Genomic DNA, 19,937 nt, shown 5'->3' with positions numbered 1-19,937 from the left:
GGGAACCTGAAATCGGTGGATCGCCGCGACATTAGCTTGTGCGCGGGCGGTAAAAAACCGCCCGGCGCGCATGTCCGCCCTGCGTCAGGTCACAGAACTCAGGCGTCGATCGCCGCTTTGAAGGCCGTGCGATAGAGGTTCGACAGCTCCTCCAGCGGGGCGCTGTCCGAACCGAAGCCGACCGTGTCGCCGCCGAAGCGACCCACGGTGTAAAGCGGCACCTCGGCCTTGCGGGCGGCGACCATCAGCGCCTCCGCCTGGTCGAAGGAGCAGGCCACGAGGTAGCGGCCCTGATCCTCGCCGAAGAGCGTCGCGATGTCGTCAGCCTCGAGCGTGACGCCCAGACCGGCTTCTTCCGCCATCTCGAAAGCTGCGAGCGCGAGCCCGCCATCCGACAGATCGCTTGCGCCTTTGACCAGCGCGCGGTTCTCGCGCAGGAACTCGCCATTGCGTTTCTCGACGTCGAGATCGACCTCGGGCGCGTCGCCGGACTCGAGCCCGAAGGCCTCAAATGCCAGCGCGGATTGATCGAGGTGACCCTTGGTCTCGCCGATCACCATCGCCACGTCGCCCGCCGTCGGCAGGCCCGCGATCAGCTCGTCGAGCGAGCTCAGCAGACCGACCGCGCCGATGGTCGGCGTGGGCAGGATGCCGGTGCCGTCGGTCTCGTTATAAAGCGAGACGTTGCCCGACACGATCGGCATGTCGAGCGCGCGCACCGCGGCGTCGATACCTTTGATGGCGCCCACGAACTGGCCCATGATTTCGGGCTTTTCGGGATTGCCGAAGTTCAGGTTGTCGGTGGAGGCCAGCGGCTTGGCGCCCACGGCACTCAGGTTGCGATAGGCCTCGGCCACGGCCTGCTTACCGCCCTCGAACGGGTTCGCCTTGACGTAGCGCGGGGTCACGTCGGCGGTGAAGGCCAGCGCCTTGTCGGTGCCGTGCACGCGCACGACGCCCGCGCCGAGACCCGGACGGCGCACCGTGTCGCCCATCACCTGCGTGTCGTATTGCTCGTAGACCCAGGACTTATGCGCATAGTTCGGCGAGCCGATCAGCGCCTTGAGCGCGTCGATCGCACCGATCTCGGGCAGCGCCTCGCCAGCCGTCGCAACGGGCGTTTCGACCCAGGGGCGATCGTATTCGGGCGCTTCCGAGGACAGCTTCGACAGCGGCACGTCGGCTTTCACCTCGTTGCCATGCATGATCAGGAAGCGGTCTTCCGCGATAGTCTCGCCGACGATGGCGAAGTCGAGATCCCATTTCACGAAGATCTCGCGCGCGATGTCTTCCTTCTCGGGGTTGAGGACCATGAGCATCCGCTCCTGGCTCTCTGACAGCATCATCTCGTAGGCGGTCATCGCAGCTTCGCGCTGCGGCACCGCATTGAGGTTGAGCTTCACGCCCAACCCGCCCTTGTCGCCCATCTCGACCGCCGAACAGGTGAGGCCCGCGGCCCCCATGTCCTGAATCGAGATCACCGCGCCGGTTTGCATCAGTTCGAGGCAGGCTTCCATCAGGCATTTCTCGGTGAAGGGGTCGCCGACCTGAACGGTGGGGCGCTTTTCCTCGATCGTGTCGTCGAATTCGGCCGAGGCCATGGTCGCGCCGCCGACGCCGTCGCGGCCCGTCTTCGCGCCGAGATAGACGACCGGCATGCCGATGCCGGAGGCGGCGGAGTAGAAGATCTTGTCGGCATCCGCGAGGCCCGCCGCGAAGGCGTTCACGAGGCAGTTGCCGTTATAGGAAGGGTGGAAGCGCACTTCACCGCCCACATTCGGCACGCCGAAGCAGTTGCCGTAGCTGCCCACGCCCTCGACCACGCCTTTCACGACATGGGAGGTTTTCGGGTGGTCGGGCATGCCGAAGCTCAGGCTGTCCATCGCGGCCACCGGGCGCGCGCCCATGGTGAACACGTCGCGCAGGATGCCGCCCACGCCGGTCGCGGCGCCTTGGTGCGGTTCGATATAGGAGGGGTGGTTGTGGCTCTCCATCTTGAAGACCACGGCCTGCCCGTCGCCGATATCGACAACGCCCGCATTCTCGCCCGGACCGCAGATGACCTGATCGCCCTCGGTGTGCAGCGTGCGCAGCCATTTCTTCGACGACTTGTAGGAGCAGTGCTCGTTCCACATCGCCGAAAAGATCCCGAGCTCGGTGAAAGTCGGCTCGCGTCCGATGATCTCGAGGATCCGGTCGTACTCGTCGGGTTTCAGGCCATGGGCTGCGATGAGATCAGGCGTGATCTGCGGCTCGTTCATGAGGATCCTCCGGCATCGGCTTTGCCGCCCCTATTAGGCGAATATGTGCAGGGGGAAAAGAGAGGCCGGACGTTGCGGAAAGAAAAAACGCGAGGCCCGAAGGCCCCGCGTCGCAAAAGCGCGTATCAGGTGTCGCCCGGATTACGAGCGCATGTCCACCTGCGTCTCGAGATTGGTCAGCAGTTCCGACACGGTCCAGCCGAGTTTAACCTGACCATTGGCGGCTGCGCCTTTCGGCACGTTGATCTTGAAGAGCGACACGGTGGTGTCGAGCTTCGGCGAGGTGCGGATATAGACGGTGTCGTAGCCGTCATTCGCCTCGACCTTCTCGATCATGCCGATGATGTTGCCATCGACGCTCATTGCCTTGTCTTCGGCATTGGCGGCGGTCTTCATGCCCGTGATGCCGGCTTCGTCGGTCAGCTGGCGCTGCGCGGGGATCATTTCCTCCCCCATCGAGGTGCTGTCGAACATCGCGGTGCCGGTCTTCACGTCGGTGATGCCGTACTGGTCGGTCGACTCGAAGGTGTTCGAGGAGGTCACCGCGGGCGGCGTGCCCGTCGAGGTTTCCTGACCCGGCACCGCGCCAACACGATAGTCGGCGATGCCGTAATACTGGCCGTCACCATTGTTCGTGGAGGGCACTTTCGACAGGTCGAGGGCCGAAGCCGAACCTGCGATGGTCATCGCGCCAAGAAGAGCGGTCGAAGCGGCAAAGATGTTTTTCGCGGTAGTCATAACAGTATCCTTTCAACTGGTTACTCAAGTGCTGCGCCGTTGCTGGCGTCGGGAAAGGAACGGGCTGAGCTGCCGAAAGTTCACTGAAATTTTTGTGAACGAGATCGTGGAATTTTAAATGAACCTAAGGGGATAGTTGCGCGTAGGGCGGGGTTTGCGCGGTCGCGAGTGCGTGAGATTCCGTGAGTTCGGGGCTGTTGGGAGGGGCTCTCGCGCCCTGCGTGAAAGCCGCATCTGGGCGTTGGACAAAAAAAAGGCCGAGCAAAGCTCGGCCAAAGTCCAACAGGGAGGTAGAAGGTGCTGCGCCTTTCGGCACGGCCAACCCTTCTGAGCCTCATTTATGGGCAGTTTGTTAACGCATCAAGGGAAAACATGCTGCGGGCGCATCATGGCCGGTATGCGTTGCGGTAAAGTCGCGGTGCAACCCTAGGTTGAATCGCCCGCCTGGAAGCGCCGGTAGTTGGTGATTTCTTCCTGAATGAAGTCGCGGAAAGCGGTCACACGGCGCGAAGAGCGCAGCTCTTCCGGGTAAGCGAGGAAGATCGGGATCTCGACCGATTCCAGATCGGGCAGCACCCGCTGCAGGTCGTTGAAATCGGCGGTCAGGTAGTCGGGCAGGATGCCGATCCCGATATGGTTCAGCACCGCCTGCAGCACGCCGAAGTAGTTGTTCACCGTCAGCGTCGAGCTTTGATCGAAGGCCAGAACCTGACGCGCGAGCTGCGCGCCCGCCTGTACCTGCGGGGTGCGCGGGGTCTGACAGATCAGGCGATGCTTGCGCAGATCCTCGATCTTTTCGGGCGAGCCCCATTTCGCGAGATACTCGGATGTCGCGTAGAGCCGCATCCGGATGTTCAGCAGGCGCTTACGGATCAGGTCGGCCTGCGCGGGCTCTTTCATGCGCACGGCGACGTCGGCCTCGCGCATCGGCAGGTCGAGAACACGCTCCTCCAGCATGAGGTCGATCTTCAGGTCGGGATACTTCTCGTAAAGCTTGGTCAGGCGCGGCGCGAGCCACAGCGTGCCGAAGCCCGTCGTGGTGGTCACGCGCAGCTCGCCGAACACTTCTTCTTCGCTGTCACGAATGCGTGCGGAGGCGCTATCGAGCTTTTTCGCCATCGACGAGGTGGCCTCGAACAGCAATTCGCCCTGCTCGGTGAGAATCAGTCCGCGGGCGTGACGGTGAAAAAGAGTCGTTCCGAGGGCCTCTTCGAGCGCCCGGATCTGTCTGCTCACGGCAGATTGAGACAGATGCAGTGCGTCGCCGGCATGAGTCAAAGACCCTGCATCGGCCACTGCGTGGAAGATTCTGAGCTTGTCCCAATCCATCAAGGTCACTTTCGCTTTATCATCTGCTGTTCCGCGCAAGTTTCTTTACATTAATCTCGAGGATTTACGAAACCGCTAAGTAACAATTTTCCGCTTTCTAGGTCAGATATTATGACCTACCATGTCTCCATGCCCAGTTAGCAAGGGGAGGTGCTTAATGGGAAGGCAAGAAATATCCCTAGCGGATCGGTTCGACCTTACGAAATCTCCGGTTTTGCTGAACGGGACGCAGGCTTTGGTGCGTCTCGTTCTGGCTCAGGCCGCGCGCGACAAGGCGGCGGGACTGCATACGGCCGGCTATGTGACAGGCTATCGCGGTTCGCCGCTCGGCGCTGTCGATTTGCAGATGGCGCGCGCCAAAACCGTTCTGGAAGAGAGCGATGTTCGCTTCGAGCCGGGCCTGAACGAAGACCTCGCGGCCACCGCGCTGTGGGGCTCGCAGCAGGCGGAATTGCGCGGCGAAGGCAAGTATGACGGCGTTTTCGGCCTCTGGTACGGCAAAGGACCGGGCGTCGATCGCTCTGGCGATGTGATGCGCCACGCCAATATGGCGGGCACGTCGAAACATGGCGGCGTCCTCATGGCGATGGGCGACGATCACACCGGCGAATCCTCGACCGTGCTGCATCAGTCCGACTGGGCGATGGTCGATGCCTATATGCCGGTGCTGTCGCCCGCGGGCGTTCAGGAAATCCTCGATTTCGGGCTTTACGGCTATGCGCTGAGCCGCTTCGCCGGGGTCTGGGTGGGTTTGAAGACGATGAAGGATACGGTCGAAGCGACGGCAGTTGTCGACGGCGACCCCTTCCGTCAAGATTTCGTGATCCCTGACTTCAAGATGCCCGAAAGCGGGCTGAACATCCGTCTCGGTGATACGCCGGTGGCTCAAGAAGCGCGGATGATCGACTTCAAACGTTACGCGGCCGAGGCATTCGCCCGTGCGAACCGCATCGACAATCGCATCTGGGGCAAGCCCGGGGCGAAGATCGGTCTGGTGGCGGCAGGCAAGAACTGGCTCGACCTGACCCATGCGCTCTCACTTCTGGGAATCGACGAGGCCGAGGCCGAACGGCTCGGCATCACGACCTACAAGATCGGCCAGACCTTCCCGCTCGACATGACCTCGTTCCATGAATGGGCCGAGGGGCTGGAGCTGATCATCGTCGTCGAGGAAAAGCGCAAGCTGATCGAGGTGCAGGTCAAGGAGGCGATTTTCGACGACCGTCGTGGTCGCCGCGTCTATGGCTGGCACAAGGGCGACACCTGGGAGAATGGCCGTCAGGTGGAGCTGTTCCCCACGCGCTACGCGCTCGACCCGGTGATGATCGCGCGCAAGCTGGGCGACATCTTCATCGAAGAGGGCCGCGGCACGGATGCGATCAAGGCGGGTATCGAGAAGATCGAAGCCGCCCAACGCGCCGACAACGCGCCGGAGATCGCGACCCGAACGCCGTGGTATTGCTCGGGCTGCCCGCATAACAGCTCGACCAAGGTCCCCGAGGGCGAGCGCGCCTATGCCGGGATCGGCTGTCACTACATGGTGCAGTGGATGGGCCGGAACACCGAAGGCTTCACCCATATGGGCGGCGAGGGCGTGAACTGGGTCGGCGAGGCCCCGTTCTCCACGCGCGAGCACATGTTCCAGAACCTCGGCGACGGCACCTACAACCACTCCGGCGCACAGGCGATCCGGGCGGCTTTGGCGGCCGACACCAACATCACCTACAAGATCCTGTTCAACGATGCGGTCGCGATGACTGGCGGGCAGGAGAACGAGGGCGGGCTGACCGCGCAACAGATCGCGTCGGAGATCGTGGCGATGGGCGTGAAGCCGGTCGTGGTGGTCTATGACGAGAAGGAAGAGCTGGACCTGTCCACCTTCCCGGCGGGCGTCGAGAAGGTCGAACGGGCCGAATTGATGGCCGTGCAGAAGCGTCTGGCGAAGACGAAAGGCGTCTCGGCGCTGATCTATGTCCAGACCTGCGCCGCCGAGAAGCGCCGCCGCCGCAAGCGCGGCAAGTTCCCCGATCCGGACAAGCGCGTCTTCATCAACACGGATGTCTGCGAAGGCTGCGGCGATTGCGGGGTGCAGTCGAACTGCGTCTCCATCGTGCCGGAGGAGACCGAACTGGGCACCAAACGCGCGATCGATCAGTCCTCGTGCAACAAGGACTTCCGATGCCTCGACGGGTTCTGCCCGAGCTTCGTGACGCTGCACGGCGCGAAGGTGAAAAAGGCGGAAGCGCAGGCGCTCGATCTGCCGGACCTGCCCGAGCCCACGCTGCCCGCGATCGACGGCACCCATAACGTGGTGATCACCGGGGTCGGCGGCACGGGCGTCGTGACCATCGGCGCGGTGTTGGCGATGGCCGCGCATATCGACGGCAAGGGCGCGGGCATGATGGAGATGGCCGGTCTCGCTCAGAAGGGCGGGGCGGTGCATATCCACCTGCGCATCGCGAACAAGCCCGAAGATATCTCGGCGATCCGTGTCGCCGTGGGCGAGGCCGATTGCGTGATCGGCGGCGATCTGGTGGTCTCCGCCGGAGCCAAGACGCTGGGGCTGATGACGACGGGCCGTACCGGTGCCGTCATCAACAGCCACGAGATTGTCACCGGCGAGTTCACCCGCAATCGTGACTTCCGCCTGCCGGGCGAACAGCTTCGGCTGAGCCTCGAGGCGCGGTTGAAGGATCGCGTGGCCTTTGCCGATACGTCGGAACTGGCGCGGCAGATGCTGGGCGACTCGATCTACTCGAACATGGTCGTTCTGGGGGCTGCGTGGCAGCAAGGCTACGTGCCGCTGACCCTCGAGGCGATCTTCGAGGCGATCGACCTGAACGGTGCCAAACCGGCCGAGAACAAACGCGCCTTCGATCTGGGGCGCTGGGCGATGGCCTATCCGGCGGAAGCCGCGAAAGCGATGGCTGCTGAAGTGATGAAGGTCCCGGTCGATCCGGTCGAGTTCCGGGCTTCGCACCTCGTCGATTACCAGAATGCGCGTCTCGCGAAGCGTTTCCGCAAGCTCGTGGACGAGGCGCCGTCGGAGCTGCGTGAAGCGGTCGCGAAGGGCTATCACAAGCTTCTGGCCTACAAGGACGAATACGAGGTCGCGCGGCTGCATCTGTCCACGGCAGAGAAGGCGCGGGCCGAGTTCGAGGGCGATTTCGAGATGCACTTCCATCTCGCCCCGCCGATCCTGTCCAAGGAAGGCTCGGACGGTCGCCCGAAGAAGCGTGAATTCGGCCCCGGCATGGAGCGCAACTTCCGTCTTCTTGCGAAGCTGAAAGGGCTGCGTGGCACGCCGTTCGATCCCTTCGGCTATGCCGCCGAGCGCAAGATGGAGCGGGCGCTGATCAAGCAATACGAGGCCGACATGGCCGAAGTGCTGCCCAAGGTCACGCCAGACACGATGGAGATCGCGCGCGAACTGGTCGAGCTGCCGCTGACCATCCGGGGCTTCGGCCCGGTCAAGGCACAGGCCGAGCAAATGGCGGCGAAGCGGCGCGAGGAATTGCTCGCCGCTTTCCGCGCAGGCGGTACTCCGCAGAAAATGGCTGCCGAGTGAGGGCTGTCATCTGAGTGTCGTACCTTCGTGACATGGCGCTGGCATAGTGAAGCCAGCCCATGTTGCGGAGGTTCGAGATGACCGCCACCCCGATGCCCCCCCGGACGCCTGTCCGCCAGGCCACACAGGAAATATCCTATGCTTGGTCCGCGCGCTCGAAAGGCGCGCGGGTTCTGATCCGCGCGATGGAGAACGCGACCGGACGGATCGGGTTGATCCGGCGAGCACGCGGCTACGAGCACGACATCGCGCAAGGCGCGGATTTCTGGCAGGTGATGGCCGAGCGCTACGGGCTGCAGATCGACGTGACCCGCGGCGCGCTGGCCAATATCCCGCAGACCGGGCCGCTGGTGCTGATCGCCAACCACCCTTACGGCATTCTCGACGGGCTGATCATGGGCCTGCTGCTGTCGCGCATCCGCGGCGACTTTCGCATCCTCGCGCACAACGTTTTCAAGCGCGCCGAAGAGATCGACCGGATCATCCTGCCGGTGGATTTCTCCGAAACCAAAGAAGCCATGAAGGCCAATCTGCGCACCCGTTCGGACGCACTGCGCTACCTCCGCGATGGCGGTGCGATCGGAGTGTTTCCGGGCGGCACGGTCTCGACTGCGGCCAAGCCCTTCGGTGCGCCGATGGATCCGGGCTGGCGCAATTTCACCGCCAAGATGATCGCGAAATCCGATGCGACCGTGGTGCCGGTTTTCTTCGAGGGTCATAACAGCCGTCTGTTCCAGCTGGCGAGCCATCTGCATTACAGCCTGCGCATGGGGCTGATGATCCGTGAGTTCAAACGCCACGCCAATCGCCCGGTGCGGCTCTGCGTCGGTGAGCCGATCCCGCAGGTCGATCTCGCACCGCTGCGTGAGAGCCCGAAACAGATGATGGATTTCCTGCGCCGTGCGACGTATGACTTGTCGCCGACTCCCTTGAAGTCTTACGGCTATGGCTTCGAGTTCGAGGCGAAATATAGAAACTGACCGGCGCCCGATGCGGCCCGGACGGGCGAGGGGCGCGAGCATGGCAATAGGCGTTTTCGATTCAGGTCTGGGCGGGCTGACGGTCTATGATGCCTGCGCCAAGCGGCTGCCGGACATGGCCTTTTGCTATTACGGCGACAACGCCCATGCGCCTTACGGGGTGCGCGATGCCGATGACATCTTCAACCTGACCTGCGCGGGCGTCGAACGGCTCTGGGAGGAAGGCTGTGATCTGGTGATCCTCGCCTGTAACACCGCCTCTGCCGCCGCGTTGAAACGGATGCAGGAGACCTGGATCCCCGAGGGCAAGCGCGTGCTGGGGGTGTTCGTGCCGATGATCGAGGCGCTGACCGAACGCAAATGGGGCGACAACTCCCCGCCGCGCGAAGTGGCGGTGAAACATGTGGCGCTGTTTGCGACACCCGCGACGGTGGCGAGCCGCGCGTTCCAGCGCGAACTGGCCTTCCGCGCGATTGGCGTCGATGTCGAGGCGCAACCCTGCGGCGGCGTGGTCGATGCGATCGAGACCGGCGACGAAATTCTCGCCGAAGCGCTGGTGAAATCCCATGTCGAGGCGCTCAAGCGGCGGATGCCGAAGCCCGAGGCCGCGATCCTTGGCTGCACCCATTACCCGCTGATGCAGAAGACCTTCCAGGACGCGCTGGGCCCGAGCGTGGACGTCTACAGCCAAGCCAATCTGGTGGCCGAAAGCCTCGCGGATTACCTCGAGCGTCGCCCCGAATTCAGAGGCACGGGCACGGACTCGAAATTCCTGACCACCGGCGATCCAGCCTCGGTGTCGAGCCACGCGACGCAATTCCTGCGCTACGCGATCCGGTTCGAGGCGGCCTGAGCCGCCGCGCCTCAGGGGTCAGCCGAAACGGTTTTCGCCGTATGTGCCCCTGAGCAGCATGAAGACGAAGAGCATGATGCCCCAAACCAGCATCACAATGGCCCAGAGCATCGTCAGCATTCCCATCGACGCGAGAATGGCGTCCGGGTCTCGGATGCCCGAGGAGATGGCGAGGAAGGCGATCACGAAGCCCCCCAGGAAGCTCATCAGGATGTAAAGCCCGAACCACCAGCCAGAGCGGTTCGTGTCATGTAGTCGGCGCACCGTTACCGAGACCGAGGGCAGGAAGGTCGCGATGGAGATCACCGCGCTGATTGCGGCCCCGTCCTGACCCATCGAGGCCTCCGCAAAGCCGCCCGCGAACCCCGCCAGCGTGACGAACAGCACGAACCACCAATATTCCGACCGGCTCGCCCGGCCTTTGAAGGTCACGTATTTCCGGAAGCAGACCTTGATCGCCTCGAAGAAGCCGCGCGCAGGCGCCCCGGCATACATCCCGTCCGAGCCAATCCCGCGCTTCGCGCGCTCGCGTTCGATCGAGGCATCGGCATAGGCGCGGGGATCGGCGGAGGAGAGCTTGCCCTCCTGCTGATGGCGCTGCGCAATGCGGGCCGCGTAATTCGTCGCGCCGCTATGCGGGTCGGCGCCCGTGGCCGCAGTGTCCCGGGCTCGCCGGAAGAAGTGATCGCCCGCAGGCTCCCATCCTTCCATTCCGTCTTGCCAAACCATCGTTTCGGGCTTGATACGACCTGCCCGCACCATATCCATCATATGTTCTGCGGGGAACGGACCGACGGGATCTTTCCCATCGGCGTAATACCATTGCTCTGCCACGGCCTGCCTCGTTCACTGTCGGTCGTCACTCCGGTTCACACGGAGTTTATTTGAGTGTGAGCTTAGGGTAAGGGAGAGCCGAGCGACAAGCGCGGAGGTTGATATGACGAAGAAAATCGCGATTCTGGGCGCGTCGGGCTACACCGGCGCCGAACTCGTCCGGCTGATCGCCACCCATCCGAATATGGAAATCGTGGCCCTCTCGGGCGAGCGAAAGGCCGGTATGGCGATGGGCGACGTGTTCCCGCATCTGCGCCATCTGGGCCTCCCCGATCTGGTGAAGATCGAAGAGATCGACTTCTCGAATGTCGATCTGGCCTTCTGCGCGCTGCCGCATGCGACCTCGCAGGCGGTGATCAAGGAGCTGCCGCGCGATCTGAAGATCGTGGACCTCTCGGCCGATTTCCGGCTGCGCGATCCGGCCGAATACGAGAAGTGGTATGGCAAGCCCCATGCCGCGGTCGAGCTGCAGAAAGAGGCTGTCTACGGGCTGACCGAGTTCTACCGCGATGCGATTCGCGACGCGCGGCTGGTGGCAGGCACGGGCTGTAACGCCGCTGCGGGCCAATTCGCGATCCGTCCGCTGATCGAAGCCGGGGTGATCGACCTCGACGACATCATCCTCGATCTTAAGAACGGCGTGTCGGGCGCGGGCCGCTCGCTGAAGGAAAATCTGCTGCACGCAGAGCTGTCGGGCGGTGTCGCGCCCTATTCGCAAGGCGGAAAGCACCGTCACCTAGGCGAATTCGATCAGGAATTCAGCGCCTTGGCGCGCCGCCCCGTGATGGTGCAGTTCACCCCGCATCTGGCACCCTTCAACCGTGGCATCCTCGCCTCTGCCTATGTGAAGGGCGAGCCCGAGGCCGTCTACAAGGCACTGGCAGATCGCTACGCGGACGAAATCTTCATGGAGATGCTACCTTTCGGCGCAGTTCCGTCCACTAGGTCTGTAACTGGCTCCAATTATGCCCATATTGGTGTATCAGGAGACAGGATCCCCGGGCGCGCGCTCGTGGTCGTGGCCATCGACAACCTCTGCAAGGGGTCGTCGGGACAAGCGATCCAGAACGCGAACCTCATGCTCGGGCTGGAGGAAAGCGAAGGGCTGATGCTCGCCCCCGTCTTCCCTTGATCCGCGTCAATGGCACGGCCGGCGCGGTAAGGTAGACGAAGCGGCATCTGAGGAGGCGAAGAGATGAAGAGTCTGAAGAAGAAACGTCGTATCCAGGTGCTCAGCGTGGCCGCGCTGGCCTTGGTGATCGCGACCGGCACGATCGGGTACTCGATGCGCAGTGGCATCAACTTCTTCCGTGCGCCTTCGCAGCTTGCCACCGAACCGCCGCAGCCCGGCGAGGTGTTCCGCCTTGGCGGGCTTGTCGAGAAAGGCTCGCTCAAGCGCGGTCAGGGCGAGGTCATCGAATTCAAGGTCACCGATGGCGGCGCGACCGTCCCGGTGAAATTCGCGGGCGTCCTGCCGGACCTCTTCAAAGAGGGTCAGGGCATGATCGGTACGGGCAAGATGGAAGGCGACACGTTCGTCGCCTCCGAGATTCTCGCCAAGCACGACGAGAATTACATGCCCAAGGAAGTCGTCGATGCGCTGAAGGAACAGGGCGTCTACGAGGGCCCGTCCTCCTGATCGCAACCCCGGCGAACGCTCTCTTTTTGCCCTCTTAATCGCACGGCCCGAGCCTGCCTGACGTTGTCATCAACGGAGGCAGGCCATGAAATCGGTCACCCAGATCGCGGCGGAGATCGTCGCGCGCGAAGGCGGTTATGTCGATGATCCGGACGATCCGGGCGGTGCGACCAAGCACGGCGTCACGCTCGGAACCCTGCGCCGGTTGGGGCGCGATCTGACCGGTGATGGCCGGGTGGACGAGATGGATGTCCGCGCGCTCGACACCGCACAGGCCGCCGAGATTTTCATCGAGCATTACTACAAGAACCCGCACATCGACCGGCTGCCGCCCTCGGTGCAGACCTCGGTCTTCGACATGTATGTGAACGCAGGCGGCAATGCGGTCGTCATCCTGCAGCGTCTGTTGGGCGACATGGGCCAGCGAGTCGTGGTGGACGGGATCATCGGCCCGCAGACCATCGCCGCCGCCGAACTCGCCGATGCAGCCGCGCCCGGCTACTTCGCCGATGCCTACGGAATCGCGCGGCGCAACTACTACTACCGCATCGCCGATGCACGGCCGGCCAGCCGCAAATACGCAACGACGCGCGCGGGCGCGAAGGGCGGCTGGATCCGCCGCGCCGAGGAGTTCATCTCACCACGCTTTCACCTCACCGAGGGCGAGCATCGCAAGCGGGTGGCGAAATGGGCATGATCGAGAAACTGCTCGGCGGTGCGGGCACGGTGAAGGCGGCGGGCGAGGCGGCCAGCTCGGTGGCGGAGGTCTTCGTGCCCAATGCCACGAAGAAACTCGAGGCCGCGCAGGCCGCCTATATTGCGGCCCTTCAGGAGCACGGGGCCGAGTTCGAATATATCCGACCCGGTCGCTTCGATCGGATCGTGAACGGCCTCAATCGCCTGCCGCGCCCGGTGCTCGCCTTCGGGATCGTGGGGCTTTTCGTCTATGCGATGCTCGACCCGGTCGCCTTCGCGCAACGCATGGTCGGGCTGAGCTACGTCCCGGAGCCGCTCTGGTGGCTTCTGGGCGCGGTGGTCAGCTTCTATTTCGGCGCGCGCGAGGCGCATTACTTCCGGATGAAGACGGCTCTGCCGAAGCCGCCTGACGCTCTCGCGACGCCTCCGGTCGAGGAAAACGCGGCGCTCTCCGCTTGGCGGTCGCTCAAGAAACAGGACGAGTAGGGGGCTCTGCCCCCGCTCCCTGTGGGAGCCCCCCGGGATATTTCGAAAGAGCGAAGAAACGCGCGGGGGCTGTCTTCGCTCTTGGTCAAATATCCCGGGGTGAATTCGCGAAAGCGAAGAGGGGCAGAGCCCCTGATGCGTCTCAGTCGCGGGTGCCTGCGAAGCGTTCCTGCCACTCTTCGCGCTCGTCATCCGTGATCTTGCGGAAGAGCACCTCGGGCGTGGTGAAGGCGTGGCCTGCGGGCAGCGCTTCGAGCGCCGTTTTCACATCGCCCGGCCAGCCGCGATCCTCGTCGCCCATCGCCTCGAGCATGATCTTCGCCGCGTCGGGAATGAAGGGGGCCGAGAGCACCGCATAGATCGGGATCAGGTTGAGCGCGAGCCGTGCGATGGCCGCTGCCTGATCGGGATCGGTCTTGAACACAGACCACGGTGCCGATGCCTGCAGGTATTCGTTGCCCGCGACCCAGATTCCGCGAAGCTCCATCGCCGCCTTGCGGATATCCTTCTCTTCCATATGCGTCTCGTAGGCGCGGATGCGGGTGGTCAGATCCTCGATCAGGGCCGCTTCCTGCGCGCCCCAGCTGCCGCCTTCCGGGATCGCCTCGCCGAATTTCGAGCGGGTGAACTTGGTGATCCGGCTGACGAAGTTGCCCAGCACATCGGCGAGGTCCTTGTTCGCCGAGACCTGGAAGTTCTCCCAGGTGAATTCGGCATCCGCGCTTTCCGGCGCGTGGGACAGAAGCCACCAGCGCCAGTAATCGGCGGGCAGAAGCTCCAGCGCCTGATCCATGAAGACGCCGCGACCGCGCGAGGTCGAGAACTGGCCGCCATCGTAGTTCAGGTAGTTGAACGACTTGATGTAATCCACGAGCTTCCACGGCTCGCCCGAGCCGAGGATCGTCGCGGGGAACGAGAGCGTGTGGAAGGGCACGTTATCCTTGCCCATGAACTGGGTGTAGGTGACGTCGTCGGCGCCCTTGTCGGTGCGCCACCAGCGCTCCCAGTCGCCGCCGGTCTTCTCGGTCCATTCCTCGGTCGCGGCGATATATTCGATCGGCGCGTCGAACCAGACGTAGAAGACCTTGCCTTCCATGCCCGACCACGGCGCACCCTCGAATTGCGCGGGCACGCCCCAGCTGAGGTCGCGGGTGATGCCGCGGTCCTGCAGCCCGTCGCCGTCATGGAGCCATTTCTTCGCGATCGAGGTGGTCAGCACCGGCCAGTCGGACTTGCTGTCGATCCACGCATCCAGCCGATCCTTCATAGCCGACTGGCGCAGGAACAGGTGCTTGGTCCCGCGCATCTCCAGATCGGTCGAGCCGGAAATCGTGGAATGCGGGTTGATCAGGTCCACCGGGTCGAGCTGCTTGGTGCAGTTGTCGCATTGATCGCCGCGCGCGCTCTCGAAACCGCAATTGGGGCAGGTGCCCTCGATATAGCGGTCGGGCAGGAAGCGCCCGTCGGCCTTGGAATACATCTGGGTTTCCGAGACTTCGCGGATCAGCCCCGCCTCGGCCAGCTTCACCGCGAAATGCTGCGTCAGGCGATGGTTCTGCGGGCTGGACGAGCGCCCGAAGTGATCGAAGCTGAGCCGGAAGCCTTCCGCGATCTTCGCCTGCACCTCATGCATCTCCGCGCAATACTCGGCGACCGGCTTGCCCGCTTTCGCGGCGGCCAGTTCGGCGGGGGTGCCGTGCTCGTCGGTGGCGCAGATGAACATCACCTCGTTGCCCCGCGCGCGCTGGTAGCGGGCGAAGAGATCAGCCGGCAGCTGCGAGCCCACGAGATTGCCGAGGTGCTTGATGCCGTTGATATAGGGAATGGCCGAGGTAATGAGATGGCGCGCCATGTAGGACCCTCTTGCTGTGGAGCGTTTGAGCGCGGGTTTACTAGGGAATCATGGGAAGGGCTAGGGGGGAGCGCCGAGACGCACCGCTTGCGGCCTTGCGATCAGTCGAGCGTGTAGACCTTGCCGATCGCACCGTCGGTTTCACGCCATGTCTCGAAGCCCGCTTGGCCGTAATAGGCAAGCGCGGCGGCGTTCTCTGCGCCGATATAGGCTTCGATCTTCACAAGGCCTGCGCCGCGTGCCGCGCTGAGGCTCCAGGCCCACAATCGGCGCCCGACACCGCGCCGCGCGGCTGAGGGGCGTACATGCGTGCCGATGATGCCCCAGCCTTCCGGTGTGCCGTAGGGATTGCCCGCACGCGCATGTTTGAGCGATTGAAGGCCGAGGGCCTGGCCGTCTTCATCCTCGCAGATCGCGCAGCGGATGAGGTCGGGATGTTCCAGATAATGCGAGCGCACGAATTCCGCGTCGCTGGCTTTGCTGCGCTGGCCCGAGCTCACCAGCTCTTCGAGCACGTCGGCCAAGGCGGCGGCATCTGCGGGCGTGGCGTTTCGGGTTCTCACGGGCGGCTCCTATCAATTGACTGAAATCGCGCGTGACTGTGGAAGCGGGGCCTTTCGGGGGCAAATCACGAAACGAGGCGCCACGCGCCACGCCTCCAAGACTTGCTTTTGCGCGGGTGGCGTCGATAGTCGGGGCGAGGCGGAGCGAGCGTAGGGGGCAAGCGGTGCTGATACATGCCGGAGACGATCGGAGCGTTTCGATCGACCTCGCGCTGGCGGTCTGGCTGGCGCTGGTCGCGGGTGCGGTGAATGCGGCCGGGTTCCGGGCGCTCGGCTATTTCTCGGCCAATATGACCGGGAATGTCTCGACCGCGACCGACCTGCTCGCGCTGGGGCGGTTCGGCACGGCGATCTGGTTCCTGCTGCTGCTTCTGGCCTTCGTCTTCGGAGCCTTCGCCTCCGGGGTGCTGATCGATGTCGGGCAGCGCCGGAGGTTGCACGGGATCTACGCGCTGTCGATCCTGCTGGAGGCCGCGCTGCTGATCGTACTGACGATCCTCGACATGGTTTGGGCCGCGGCGATGAGCGAGCATCTGATGATGATCGGGCTCAGCTTCCTGATGGGGCTGCAGAACGCAGCGAGCACGAAAATCTCGGACGGGCGGGTGCGCACAAGCCATGTGTCCGGCATCGCGACCGATCTGGGGCTGGAGCTTGCGGCGCTTTTGCCGGGCGCACGCGATGCCGAGGCCAGGCAGGTGCTTCGCTCGCGGCTCCTGCTGCATGTCGCGACGCTGTGCTCCTTCTTCGCGGGCGGGATTGCAGGCGTGCTGGGATATGAGCGCATCGGCCCGATGGTCTTCGCGCTGGCGGCGGCGCTGCTGATCGTCATCGCCGTGCCGGAGCTGCGCAAGGTCTATCGCGGGGGGCGGTGAGCCTTGCCGCTGTGAGCGCAGGGGCGCGCATGAAAAAGGGCGCCCGCGAGGCGCCCTTTTCCGTAACAGTCATGCAGCTCAGGCTCAGAAGCCGAGGCCGGCATACTTGTTCTTGAACTTCGACACGCGACCACCGGTGTCCATGAGGCGCGACGAACCACCGTTCCACGCCGGGTGCGAGGTCGGGTCGATGTCGAGGGTGAGGGTGTCGCCCTCGGAGCCCCAGGTCGAGCGGGTCTGATACTCGGTCCCGTCGGTCATCTTGACGGTGATCGTGTGGTAGTCGGGATGGGTTTCGGCTTTCATCGTCCCGCTCCTTATTTCGCAGCTTTGGGCTTGTAGTGGGTGTCTTCGGCGATACGAGCCGACTTACCGCGACGAGCGCGCAGGTAGTACAGCTTGGCGCGACGCACGCGGCCACGGCGGACCACTTCGATCGAGTCGATGTTGGTCGAATAGAGCGGGAACACACGCTCCACGCCTTCGCCGAAGGAGATCTTACGCACGGTGAACGAAGCCGCCAGCGTGTCGCCGCCCTTGCGCGAGATGCAGACGCCTTCATAGGCCTGCACGCGCGAACGGGTGCCTTCGGTCACTTTGTAGCCGACGCGAATGGTGTCACCGGCTTTGAAATCCGGGATGGTCTTGTTGAGCTCGGCGATTTGTTCCGCCTCGAGCTGTGCGATCAGGTTCATCGCAACGTCCTTTCACATGCTCACGGTTTGTCCCGTGAAGGTTTCGCCGCCTCAGAGCTCCGCGTCTTCATCGGGTCCGGTCGCCTTTTCAGGTTCGCGCCCGCGGGAGGTTTCAGGTCGTCTTTCGCTTTTTGCGCCCTTCGCCGGTGCCGTGTCGCGGACCGAAGAAGGCTCCGCCGGGCAACAGAAAAAGGGTCCGAGGGCCGATTCCGGCTCCGGACCCGCGCGTATTACGGGGAAATGGGTAACGGATCAAGGGGGAAGTGGGGGTGGACGATGACTTGCCTTTAAGACGCCAACGTTTGCAAGACTGAAGTCACTCCCACGCTTTGGTCATTTCGTGCCATCGTTTCACATAGATTTTCAAGTCCTGCCGAGCCAGTCGCTCATGGGGTTTGTTGTGGTGGAAGATTTCAGTCAACAAGTCATAGCATCTATCAATTAAATTCTGAGCGTCATCCATTTGAAACCGAACGTCGAAGGCATCTGAAAGCGAATGAGCTACGATTTTATCTCTGACATTTTTTAGTTTACCTAAAAGCTCGGCTCTCATTAATTCATTTAATTTTATTTTGAGATCTTCGTTGAGAGCTATTGCGTCGTTGCCTAGGATGTTAGGTATCGAAATGCGTTCTGATTTACTTCCCTTCTTGTCAAATAGTCGAGCAAGCCCAAGTACAAGCATGTCTTTCAGTGCCTGCTCTTGAACTTCAAGGTTCACGCGCAATTCGTTGGGCAGCTGTGTTCTGTTAGAAAGGCGTATCGAGACGACACGTAACTGCATCAAAGATAAATCGGCATAAACGAGATTTTCTCTCAGCTTGCCAAAATATTCTTCCATTTCCATATTATGCGATGAATTATCCCTCTTCATTTTTCGAATTCCATAGGCCGCCGCTTCACTTTACAAAACTTTGAGAAATTGCAGTTTACAATCCTGCATGTTCTACTCCCCACGCTTCTCCCACAAATCCGGCCGCCGCTCCTGCGTGAGCTTTTCGCTCATCTCGCGGCGCCAGTCTTCGATCTTCTTGTGGTTGCCCGAGGTGAGCACTTCGGGGATCGAACGGCCTTCCCATTCGGCGGGGCGGGTGTATTGGGGATGCTCCAGCAGCCCGCTGGAATGGCTTTCCTCGACAGCGCTCTCGGCATTGCCCAGAACGCCCGGCAGCAGCCGCACGGTGGCGTCGATCAGCACTTGGGCGGCCACCTCGCCACCCGTCAGGACGAAATCGCCGATCGAGACTTCCTCGACGCCGAAATGTTCCAGCACGCGCTCGTCCACGCCTTCGAACCGCCCGCAGAGAAGCGTCATGCCGTCGGCCTCGGCAAAGCGGCGCGCCATCTCCTGCGTCAGCGGCTTGCCGCGCGGCGAGAGATAGACGACCGGCCAGCGCGCGCGGTCATCCGGCGTGCCGTGGGCGGCCTGCTTGAGCGCCTCGCCCACAACATCGGCGCGCAGCACCATGCCCGCGCCGCCGCCGGCGGGGGTGTCGTCGACGTTGCGGTGCTTGCCGATGCCGAAGGGGCGCAGGTCGATCGTCTCCAGCGCCCAGAGGCCCAGATCGCGGGCGCGGCCCAGAAGGCTCAGGCCCAGCGTGCCGGGGAAGGCTTCGGGGAATAGCGTGACGATCTTCGCGGTCCACGCGCCTTTCAGCCGCGGTGGCTCGTCCATAAGCGAACTGGGCTTGCGCGTCGGCGAGATCGTCAGGCGGCCATGCGACTTGGTCGCGAGCTTGGGTTTGTCGTCACTCATCGGATTTCGCCTCTGCCTCTTCGCGCCATGCTGCCCGCAATATGGCGCGCTTTTTCTCTTTTGTGGCCTCGCGCGGCAACCCTTCCGCGTTGATTGCGGCGAGTTGGTCGGCCAGCGCCGCCCGGTCCACGCTCCGGGGGCGCGCATTGGCCGTAATCCCGAGGCCCAGCGACGCGCGCACCTCTAGGGGGACGCCCATCAGATCGAGGAGCGGCGTCAGCGGGCCGTGGGGATTGTCGCGGGCTTCGTCGAGCATCACCCATGTCACCGGGGCGGGGTCCACAGTGCTCACGATCTCGCGCAGAACGGGGGCGAGGTCGAAGCCCGACAGCCGGGTGCGGAAGCTGTCGAGCGTGTCCGTCAACATGCCGCTGCGCACATGCTGCCAATGCAGGCTCTCGATCCACGCAGTCTTTTCGCGGGTGGTCAGAAACAGCTGCAACTCCAGCGCATCTTCGTATTTCGCGTGGAAGACTTCAGCCAAGGCGCCCATCAGTTCCGGCGTTGCCGAATAGTCCAGCACGCCATCGCGGCCCGGCATGTGGCCTGCGAGCCCTTCGATGGAAATCACAGCCTGCGTGGTGTCTTCGGGGAGAGCGTCGGCCCAACTGGCCAGCGCGGCCTGATAGAGCCCTAATTCGAACGGATCGCGGGTCAGTGAAAAGGCGCGGGCTGCGGCGGCTGCGTCGGGAATATCTTCGCGGAGCGCAATCGCCCAATCTGGCAGATGGGCGCTGACTTCGCGCAGTCCGGTCTGGATCGTGGAGGTGCCGGTCTTGTGAAAGCCCGGATGGACGATCACACGCATCCGC

At 63.2% G+C, this 19,937-nt stretch carries 19 protein-coding genes; 8 read left to right on the top strand and 11 right to left on the bottom strand.

Going from position 1 to position 19,937, the window contains the following annotated elements:
• Positions 1-98: 98 nt before the first annotated feature.
• From purL to BMI91_RS06900, 3 genes are all read right to left on the bottom strand, one after another.
• Positions 99-2,261, bottom strand: coding sequence for a phosphoribosylformylglycinamidine synthase subunit PurL (purL, locus tag BMI91_RS06910; RefSeq protein WP_078604382.1), 2,163 nt, complete (start codon positions 2,259-2,261; stop codon positions 99-101).
• Positions 2,262-2,402: 141 nt separating this feature from the next.
• Positions 2,403-2,999: a hypothetical protein gene (locus tag BMI91_RS06905; RefSeq protein WP_078571559.1), complete on the bottom strand. Its 597-nt coding sequence runs from the start codon at positions 2,997-2,999 to the stop codon at positions 2,403-2,405.
• A gap of 426 nt (positions 3,000-3,425) precedes the next feature.
• A complete protein-coding gene (locus BMI91_RS06900; RefSeq protein WP_078522049.1) occupies positions 3,426-4,328 on the bottom strand; it encodes a LysR family transcriptional regulator in 903 nt (300 codons plus the stop codon).
• A gap of 157 nt (positions 4,329-4,485) precedes the next feature.
• On the opposite strand from BMI91_RS06900, the gene BMI91_RS06895 reads away from it, so the two are divergent.
• The 3 genes from BMI91_RS06895 to murI all read left to right on the top strand — a co-directional run bounded on the left by BMI91_RS06895 (position 4,486) and on the right by murI (position 9,729).
• Entirely contained in the window at positions 4,486-7,896 is a 3,411-nt protein-coding gene (locus BMI91_RS06895) for an indolepyruvate ferredoxin oxidoreductase family protein (protein WP_078604381.1), read from the top strand.
• A gap of 77 nt (positions 7,897-7,973) precedes the next feature.
• On the top strand, positions 7,974-8,876 hold the full coding sequence (locus BMI91_RS06890) for a lysophospholipid acyltransferase family protein (RefSeq protein WP_093476894.1): 903 nt from the start codon (positions 7,974-7,976) through the stop codon (positions 8,874-8,876).
• 40 nt (positions 8,877-8,916) lie between these two features.
• Positions 8,917-9,729: a glutamate racemase gene (murI, locus tag BMI91_RS06885; protein WP_078604380.1), complete on the top strand. Its 813-nt coding sequence runs from the start codon at positions 8,917-8,919 to the stop codon at positions 9,727-9,729.
• Positions 9,730-9,747: 18 nt separating this feature from the next.
• On the opposite strand, the gene BMI91_RS06880 is transcribed toward murI, so the two are convergent.
• Complete coding sequence (locus BMI91_RS06880; RefSeq protein ID WP_078604379.1) at positions 9,748-10,563, bottom strand: DUF805 domain-containing protein; 816 nt, start codon at positions 10,561-10,563, stop codon at positions 9,748-9,750.
• 103 nt (positions 10,564-10,666) lie between these two features.
• On the opposite strand from BMI91_RS06880, the gene argC reads away from it, so the two are divergent.
• The 4 genes from argC to BMI91_RS06860 all read left to right on the top strand — a co-directional run bounded on the left by argC (position 10,667) and on the right by BMI91_RS06860 (position 13,384).
• Entirely contained in the window at positions 10,667-11,695 is a 1,029-nt protein-coding gene (gene argC, locus BMI91_RS06875; RefSeq protein ID WP_078604378.1) for an N-acetyl-gamma-glutamyl-phosphate reductase, read from the top strand.
• Between the two features lie 63 nt (positions 11,696-11,758).
• Positions 11,759-12,202 (top strand): cytochrome c maturation protein CcmE, encoded by a 444-nt coding sequence (ccmE, locus tag BMI91_RS06870; RefSeq protein ID WP_078522044.1) that lies wholly within the window; start codon positions 11,759-11,761, stop codon positions 12,200-12,202.
• A gap of 85 nt (positions 12,203-12,287) precedes the next feature.
• Positions 12,288-12,899 (top strand): holin-associated N-acetylmuramidase, encoded by a 612-nt coding sequence (locus BMI91_RS06865; RefSeq protein ID WP_078604377.1) that lies wholly within the window; start codon positions 12,288-12,290, stop codon positions 12,897-12,899.
• A complete protein-coding gene (locus tag BMI91_RS06860) occupies positions 12,890-13,384 on the top strand; it encodes a holin family protein (RefSeq protein ID WP_078604376.1) in 495 nt (164 codons plus the stop codon). The genes BMI91_RS06865 and BMI91_RS06860 overlap by 10 nt, the downstream gene beginning before the upstream one ends.
• 142 nt (positions 13,385-13,526) lie before the next feature.
• On the opposite strand, the gene metG is transcribed toward BMI91_RS06860, so the two are convergent.
• Both metG and BMI91_RS06850 read right to left on the bottom strand, forming a co-directional pair.
• A complete protein-coding gene (metG, locus tag BMI91_RS06855; protein ID WP_078604375.1) occupies positions 13,527-15,236 on the bottom strand; it encodes a methionine--tRNA ligase in 1,710 nt (569 codons plus the stop codon).
• Positions 15,237-15,337: 101 nt separating this feature from the next.
• On the bottom strand, positions 15,338-15,799 hold the full coding sequence (locus BMI91_RS06850) for a GNAT family N-acetyltransferase (RefSeq protein ID WP_078604374.1): 462 nt from the start codon (positions 15,797-15,799) through the stop codon (positions 15,338-15,340).
• Positions 15,800-15,963: 164 nt separating this feature from the next.
• Between BMI91_RS06850 and BMI91_RS06845 the strand changes: the two genes are divergently transcribed.
• Entirely contained in the window at positions 15,964-16,674 is a 711-nt protein-coding gene (locus tag BMI91_RS06845; RefSeq protein WP_158522110.1) for a YoaK family protein, read from the top strand.
• Positions 16,675-16,758: 84 nt separating this feature from the next.
• Here the strand turns inward: BMI91_RS06845 and rpmE are convergent, their stop codons facing one another.
• The 5 genes from rpmE to BMI91_RS06820 form a co-directional block, all read right to left on the bottom strand.
• A complete protein-coding gene (rpmE, locus tag BMI91_RS06840) occupies positions 16,759-16,980 on the bottom strand; it encodes a 50S ribosomal protein L31 (protein ID WP_078522037.1) in 222 nt (73 codons plus the stop codon).
• 11 nt (positions 16,981-16,991) lie between these two features.
• Complete coding sequence (rplS, locus tag BMI91_RS06835) at positions 16,992-17,369, bottom strand: 50S ribosomal protein L19 (RefSeq protein WP_075775806.1); 378 nt, start codon at positions 17,367-17,369, stop codon at positions 16,992-16,994.
• A 316-nt stretch (positions 17,370-17,685) separates the two neighbouring features.
• Complete coding sequence (locus tag BMI91_RS06830; RefSeq protein ID WP_078604372.1) at positions 17,686-18,216, bottom strand: AbiU2 domain-containing protein; 531 nt, start codon at positions 18,214-18,216, stop codon at positions 17,686-17,688.
• 99 nt (positions 18,217-18,315) lie between these two features.
• A complete protein-coding gene (trmD, locus tag BMI91_RS06825) occupies positions 18,316-19,125 on the bottom strand; it encodes a tRNA (guanosine(37)-N1)-methyltransferase TrmD (RefSeq protein ID WP_078604371.1) in 810 nt (269 codons plus the stop codon).
• Positions 19,118-19,933 (bottom strand): hypothetical protein, encoded by an 816-nt coding sequence (locus BMI91_RS06820; protein ID WP_078604370.1) that lies wholly within the window; start codon positions 19,931-19,933, stop codon positions 19,118-19,120. The genes trmD and BMI91_RS06820 overlap by 8 nt, the downstream gene beginning before the upstream one ends.
• Positions 19,934-19,937: the final 4 nt, after the last annotated feature.

Origin of the sequence: Thioclava sediminum (assembly GCF_002020355.1) — a bacterium.
Lineage (GTDB): Bacteria > Pseudomonadota > Alphaproteobacteria > Rhodobacterales > Rhodobacteraceae > Thioclava > Thioclava sediminum.
The sequence above is the reverse complement of the archived record's forward strand: the minus strand, read 5'-3'. Positions and strand labels throughout refer to the sequence as shown.

Excerpts from the sequence above, each read along its gene's own strand:
- argC (WP_078604378.1), top strand. The coding sequence starts at position 10,667 with ATGACGAAGAAAATCGCGATTCTGGGCGCGTCGGGCTACACCGGCGCC.
- BMI91_RS06895 (WP_078604381.1), top strand. The coding sequence starts at position 4,486 with ATGGGAAGGCAAGAAATATCCCTAGCGGATCGGTTCGACCTTACGAAA.
- murI (WP_078604380.1), top strand. The coding sequence starts at position 8,917 with ATGGCAATAGGCGTTTTCGATTCAGGTCTGGGCGGGCTGACGGTCTAT.
- BMI91_RS06865 (WP_078604377.1), top strand. The coding sequence starts at position 12,288 with ATGAAATCGGTCACCCAGATCGCGGCGGAGATCGTCGCGCGCGAAGGC.
- BMI91_RS06905 (WP_078571559.1), bottom strand. The coding sequence starts at position 2,999 with ATGACTACCGCGAAAAACATCTTTGCCGCTTCGACCGCTCTTCTTGGC.
- BMI91_RS06820 (WP_078604370.1), bottom strand. The coding sequence starts at position 19,933 with ATGCGTGTGATCGTCCATCCGGGCTTTCACAAGACCGGCACCTCCACG.
- BMI91_RS06900 (WP_078522049.1), bottom strand. The coding sequence starts at position 4,328 with ATGGATTGGGACAAGCTCAGAATCTTCCACGCAGTGGCCGATGCAGGG.
- BMI91_RS06890 (WP_093476894.1), top strand. The coding sequence starts at position 7,974 with ATGACCGCCACCCCGATGCCCCCCCGGACGCCTGTCCGCCAGGCCACA.
- BMI91_RS06860 (WP_078604376.1), top strand. The coding sequence starts at position 12,890 with ATGGGCATGATCGAGAAACTGCTCGGCGGTGCGGGCACGGTGAAGGCG.
- rpmE (WP_078522037.1), bottom strand. The coding sequence starts at position 16,980 with ATGAAAGCCGAAACCCATCCCGACTACCACACGATCACCGTCAAGATG.
- BMI91_RS06830 (WP_078604372.1), bottom strand. The coding sequence starts at position 18,216 with ATGGAAATGGAAGAATATTTTGGCAAGCTGAGAGAAAATCTCGTTTAT.
- metG (WP_078604375.1), bottom strand. The coding sequence starts at position 15,236 with ATGGCGCGCCATCTCATTACCTCGGCCATTCCCTATATCAACGGCATC.
- purL (WP_078604382.1), bottom strand. The coding sequence starts at position 2,261 with ATGAACGAGCCGCAGATCACGCCTGATCTCATCGCAGCCCATGGCCTG.
- ccmE (WP_078522044.1), top strand. The coding sequence starts at position 11,759 with ATGAAGAGTCTGAAGAAGAAACGTCGTATCCAGGTGCTCAGCGTGGCC.
- rplS (WP_075775806.1), bottom strand. The coding sequence starts at position 17,369 with ATGAACCTGATCGCACAGCTCGAGGCGGAACAAATCGCCGAGCTCAAC.
- trmD (WP_078604371.1), bottom strand. The coding sequence starts at position 19,125 with ATGAGTGACGACAAACCCAAGCTCGCGACCAAGTCGCATGGCCGCCTG.